The sequence below is a fragment of the Caulobacter segnis genome (assembly GCF_003243465.1).
Classification (GTDB): domain Bacteria; phylum Pseudomonadota; class Alphaproteobacteria; order Caulobacterales; family Caulobacteraceae; genus Caulobacter; species Caulobacter segnis_A.
This window is the reverse complement of record NZ_QFQZ01000139.1, coordinates 1-5,563: the sequence shown is the minus strand read 5'-3', so window position 1 is coordinate 5,563 and position 5,563 is coordinate 1. Positions and strand designations below refer to the sequence as shown.

Below are 5,563 nucleotides of genomic sequence, written 5' to 3'. Positions count from 1 at the left end.
GTCGATCCCTCTGGAGACCGGCAAGGCGCTGGCGCAGCCTATGTTCCGGACCTATCCGTTTCAGTTGGGCGTGGCCTCGGGCGATCCGTCATCGGACGGCTTCGTGATCTGGACGCGGTTGGCGCCAGAGCCCTTCGAGATCGGCTACGGCATGCCGATGGCGCCGGTGGCGGTCGACTGGGAGGTCGCCGAGGCGGCCAACATGCGCACCATCGTCGCCAAGGGCACGACCATCGCGCCGCCGGAGCTTGGGCATTCTGTGCATGTCGAGGTCGCCGGCCTGCAGCCGAACCGGGACTACTGGTATCGCTTCACCGTCGGCAAGGAGCGCAGCCTGGTGGGCCGCGCCCGCACGACTCCCGCGCTGGGCGCGACGCTGGATCGCGTCCGCTTCGCCGTCTCGGGCTGCCAGCATTATGAAAGCGGCTACTACACGGCTTATCGCCGCCTCGCCGAGGACAATCCCGACTTCGTCTTCTGCTACGGCGACTACATCTACGAAGGGCGCGGCAACCGTGTCTCAAACGGCTTGAACGGACCGACCGAGAACATCCGTCAGCACTTCGGCTCGGAGATCTACAGTCTCGACGACTACCGTCGTCGCTACGCTCAATACAAGATGGACACAGATCTGCAGGCCGCCCACGCCGCCGCGCCGTGGTTCACGGTCTGGGACGACCACGAAATCGACAACAACTGGGTCGGCGAGATCGACCAGGACGGCACGGACCCGAAGATCTTCAACCTGCGCCGCCAAGCGGCCGTCCAGGCCTATTACGAAAACATGCCGTTGCGAGCCTCTAGCTTCCCAGTCGGTACGTCGCTGCAGATCTACCGTCGAGCCGCCTATGGCCAGCTCCTGAACCTCAATCTGCTCGACACCCGCCAGTTCCGCTCGGACCAGCCCTGCAACGACAAGCAGAGCTGGTGCGATGCGATCACCGCGCCGAACACCGAGGTCATCGGCGCGGCGCAGGAGAAGTGGCTGATGGACGGCCTGACCGGCGGCAAGGCGACGTGGAACGTCATCGCCCAGCAGGTAATGATGATGGACCTCGACCGTGATCCCGGGCCGGGCGTGATCGTCAATCCGGACTCCTGGGCCGGCTATCGCATCCCGCGCGGTCGACTGTTGAGCAAGATCCACGACGCCAAGGTCGGCCATGTGGTCGTGCTGACCGGCGACGAGCACCAGAACTTCGCCGGCGACCTTTATGTCGACGGTACCAAGCGCGAAGCCGCGCCGATCGCCTCGGAGTTCGTGGTCACCTCGATCAGCTCGGGCGGGGACGGCGTCGACCAGCGCGACGAATACGCCAAGATCCAGGCCGCCAATCCAATGCTGAAGTTCAATAACAATCAGCGCGGCTACGCGATCTGCGAGGCGACGCCAAAGGCCTTCGTCACCGAGTTCAAGGTGCTGGACGCGGTCAGCCGCCGCGACGGGAAGCTCTCGACGCGGGCGAAATGGGCGCTGGAGGCGGGAAAGCCGGGGATCGTTCAAGCCTAACCGCTCGAATCAGCGAGGGGATTTCTGCTAGACTCCCTCCCCGGAGTAACGAATCCCCTCGATGAACAAGCCTGTCCTTCCTCCCCCCGGCGGCCCCGGCGACGGCGACCGCATTCTCGACGAGCCGCTGACCGAGGCCCTGTCGCGCCGTTATCTGGCCTATGCGCTCTCGACGATCGGCTCGCGGGCGCTGCCCGACGTGCGCGATGGCCTCAAGCCCGTGCACCGTCGCGTGCTCTACGCGATGAGCAACATGCGCCTGAACCCGGACGCCGCGGCGCGTAAGTGCGCCAAGGTGGTCGGCGAGGTGATGGGTAACTTCCACCCGCACGGCGACGCCTCGATCTACGACGCCCTGGTGCGTCTGGCGCAGGAGTTCAGCCAGCGCATCCCGCTGGTCGAGGGGCAGGGGAATTTCGGCAATATCGACGGCGATAGCGCTGCGGCCATGCGCTACACCGAATGCAAGATGACGGAAGCGGCGATGCTTCTGCTCGACGGCATCGATGAGGACGCGGTCGACTTCCGGCCGACCTATGACGGCCAGGACGAGGAGCCGGTGGTTCTGCCCTCGGGCTTCCCGAACCTGCTCGCCAACGGCTCGTCGGGCATCGCGGTCGGCATGGCCACCTCGATCCCGCCGCACAACGCCGCCGAACTGATCGACGCCTGTCAGCTGCTACTGACCAATCCCGACGCGACGACCGAAGAGCTGCTGGAGAAGGTTCCGGGCCCGGATTTCCCGACTGGCGGCGTGATCGTCGAACCGCGTGCGTCTCTGCTCGAAACCTACGAGACTGGCCGCGGTGGCGTACGCATCCGAGCCAAGTGGGAGAAGGAAGACACTGGTCGGGGGACGTACCAGATCGTCGTCACCGAGATCCCGTACCAGGTGAAGAAGTCGGATCTGGTCGAGCAACTGGCCGATCTGATCGACAGCAAGAAGGCCGCGCTGCTTGGCGACGTCCGCGACGAGAGCGCCGAGGACATCCGCCTGGTCCTCGAGCCGAAGTCCAAGAACGTCGAGCCCGAAGTGCTGATGGAGAGCCTGTTCAAGCTCTCGGCGCTGGAGAGCCGCTTCCCGGTCAACATCAACGTGCTGGACGCGCGCGGCACGCCGGGCGTGATGGGCCTCAAGCAGGCGCTGATGGCTTTCCTGGCGCACCGCCGCGAAGTCCTGACCCGACGCGCCCGCCACCGCCTGGCCAAGATCGAGGCCCGTCTGCACATCCTGGACGGCTTGCTGATCGCCTACCTCAATCTCGATGAGGTCATTCGGATCGTCCGCTACGAGGACAAGCCGAAGGAAAAGCTGATCGAGACCTTCGCGCTCACCGACATCCAGGCCGACGCCATCCTCAACACCCGGCTGCGCCAACTGGCCAAGCTGGAGGAGATGGAAATCCGCCGCGAGCACGCCGAGCTGGTCGCGGAGCGTGACGGGATCCTGGCCATGCTGGCCAGCGAAGCGGCACAGTGGAAGCTTGTCGGCGTGGGCCTGGGCGAAGTCCGGGCCGTGCTGCTGAAGATCCAGCACCCGCTGGACAAGGCGCGTCCGACCGGCGTCACCGGCCGCTCGGTGTTCGCCGACGCCCCGATCGTCGACGCCGACGCCGCCATCGAGGCGATGATCGTCCGCGAGCCGATCACGATCATTCTGTCGGAGCGTGGCTGGATCCGCGCCGCCAAAGGCAAGGTCGACGATCCGTCCGAGCTGAAGTTCAAGGAAGGCGACAAGCTGGGTTTCCTGGTCCCGGCCGAGACCACCGACAAGCTGCTGATCTTCTCCAGCGACGGCCGGTTCTTCACGATCGGCTGCGATAAGCTGCCAAGCGCGCGAGGGCACGGCGAGCCGGTGCGGATGATGATCGAGCTGGACGACAAGGTGAAGATCGTCGACGTTTTCCCGTTCAAGGCGGGACGCAAACGCATTCTGGCCTCGAAGCTGGGCTACGGCTTCCTGATGCCCGAGGAAGAAGCCCTGGCCAACCGCAAGGCCGGCAAGCAGGTCCTGACCGTCGACGCCGCCGGCGCCGCCTTCTGCCTGGAGGCTGTCGGCGACCAGTTCGCGGTGATCGGCGACAACGGCAAAATCCTGATCTTCCCGATCGAGGAACTGCCGGAAATGCCGCGCGGCAAGGGCGTCAAGCTGCAGTCGTACCGTGAAGGCGGGCTGCGCGACGGTCTGTCGTTCAACGCCGAGACCGGCGCCTACTGGATCGACACGGCCGGCCGCCGCCGCGATTGGGCGGAATGGAAGGAATGGATCGGTCGCCGAGCGGGCGCCGGCAAGCTGGCGCCGCGAGGCTTCGCGACCAACAAGCGGTTCAAGCCAAAATGACCTGGGGGCGGCTGCGTCGCCATGCGTTGAGCCTGTTGGCCGGCGCCTTCGGCTGCGTGGCCGTCGCCGCCACGCCCGCCCTGGCCCTGCAAAGGGCCAAGCCGGAGGAGGCGGGCTTCAACGCCGAGCGCTTGAAGCGCCTCGATGAGCACATGCAGGCGATGGTCGATCACGGCCAGATCGCCGGCGGCGTCACCCTGCTGGCCCGCCACGGCCGTATCGTCCACGCCAAGGCGTTCGGCGCGCGCGAGCTGGGCGGCGAGCCCATGCCGTTCGACGCCATCTTCCGCATCCGCTCGGAGACCAAGCCGGTCACGGGCGTGGCCATGATGATCCTGTACGAGCAGGGCCTCTGGAAGCTGGACGACCCGATCAGCAAGTACGTTCCGGAGTTCGTCAATCTGCGCATCGCCAGCGGCGTCGATGCGGCGGGGCAGCCTATCCTGACGCCTCTGTCGCGGCCGCCGACCATGCGCGAGCTGATGACCCATACGGCAGGCTTCGCCTATGGCATCGCCGACGATCCCAGCAGTCCGGCGGATCAGGCCTACTATCAGGCTGGCGTCCTGCAGTCCGGTTCGCTCGCGGAGCTGGTGCGCAAGGTCTCGACCCTGCCGATGTTCTCCGAGCCGGGGCAGCTCTGGCGCTACAGCGTCGCCGCCGACATCCAGGGCTATATCGTCGAGAAGCTCTCGGGCGAGCCTCTGCCGGTCTTCATGGAGGAGCACATCTTCGCGCCGTTGGGCATGAAGGACACGGCCTTCTATGTGCCCGCCGAGAAGATGGGCCGGCTCGCGGCGCTCTACGACGCCGATCCGGCGACGGGAAAGCTGGTTCCCGCCGTGGAAGGCGCGTGGCGCGACGTCAGCAAGCCGCCCGCGGCGCCGCTCGGCGGCGGCGGCTTGCTGTCGACGGCTGGCGACTTCGCCCGCTTCGCTCAGATGATCCTGAACAAGGGCGAATTCGACGGCGTGCGGATCCTGAAGCCGGAGTCCGTGACCCTGATGACTCAGAACCATCTGCCCCCGGGCTTTGTGGTCACGACGAACGGTACGACAGGAGTCCTGAAGCCGGGCGCGCGCCCGTTCCCGTTCGCCGCGGGCATGGGTTATGGCCTCGACGTCGCGGTGGCCGTCGATCCGGCGGCGTCCGGCGCGCCTGTGGGACGGGGAACGATAAGCTGGGGCGGCAGCGGCGGCACCTGGTTCTGGATTGACCCGGCGAACGACCTCTTTTTCGTCGGCATGATCCAGCGTCTTGGCGGGGTCGGCCCGGGGCTGGACGCCCAGTCGCGCAGCCTCGTCTATCAGGCCATGGAGCGCCCGGCTCAGGTCGCGGTCGGCCAGCCCGCCAGCCAGCGGCCAGGAAAGCCGCCGGGAAAGGCGCCCATCGCGCGATAGTTGCTGGCCCCTCCGGGGGACGTAGGGGCTTCCCCGAAAGAGAGCTGACGGTTCTCACGCCGCTAACGCGAGGTGAGAACCGCAAGCTCCGAACATCAGGCCCCGAAAACGATGTCGCCGGCGACGTTGTTGCTGTTCGAGACTACGAGGCCGGTGACGCCCGCCAGCTTGATCAGGCCGTCTCCGGCGTCGAGGCCCGCAACGCCGTTCTGGTGGAAGACGTAGGTGTCGCCGTTCCATTCGAAGACGGTGTTGCTTTGGGCCGCCGTTCCGCTGGCGTAGGCGTTGAGGGCGTCGTCGAAGGTGGCGGTC

General features: G+C 66.4%; 4 protein-coding genes. 3 read left to right on the top strand and 1 reads right to left on the bottom strand.

From position 1 onward, the window contains the following. The 3 genes from DI526_RS22990 to DI526_RS22980 all read left to right on the top strand — a co-directional run. The coding region (locus DI526_RS22990) for an alkaline phosphatase (protein WP_304283255.1) at nt 1-1,510 on the top strand (1,510 nt) is incomplete at its 5' end. A 61-nt stretch (nt 1,511-1,571) separates the two neighbouring features. Further along, on the top strand, nt 1,572-3,851 hold the full coding sequence (parC, locus tag DI526_RS22985; RefSeq protein WP_304283252.1) for a DNA topoisomerase IV subunit A: 2,280 nt from the start codon (nt 1,572-1,574) through the stop codon (nt 3,849-3,851). Beyond that, nucleotides 3,848-5,251 carry a serine hydrolase gene (locus DI526_RS22980; RefSeq protein ID WP_304283249.1) on the top strand — a complete coding sequence of 468 codons (1,404 nt, stop codon included), beginning with the start codon at nt 3,848-3,850 and terminating at the stop codon, nt 5,249-5,251. Before parC ends, DI526_RS22980 begins: the two co-directional genes overlap by 4 nt. 95 nt (nt 5,252-5,346) lie before the next feature. On the opposite strand, the gene DI526_RS22975 is transcribed toward DI526_RS22980, so the two are convergent. Further along, the coding region (locus DI526_RS22975; protein ID WP_304283246.1) for a hypothetical protein at nt 5,347-5,563 on the bottom strand (217 nt) is incomplete at its 5' end.

Bases quoted from the DNA above. Each gene is read 5' to 3' on its own strand.
- parC (WP_304283252.1), top strand. From the start codon at position 1,572: ATGAACAAGCCTGTCCTTCCTCCCCCCGGCGGCCCCGGCGACGGCGAC.
- DI526_RS22980 (WP_304283249.1), top strand. From the start codon at position 3,848: ATGACCTGGGGGCGGCTGCGTCGCCATGCGTTGAGCCTGTTGGCCGGC.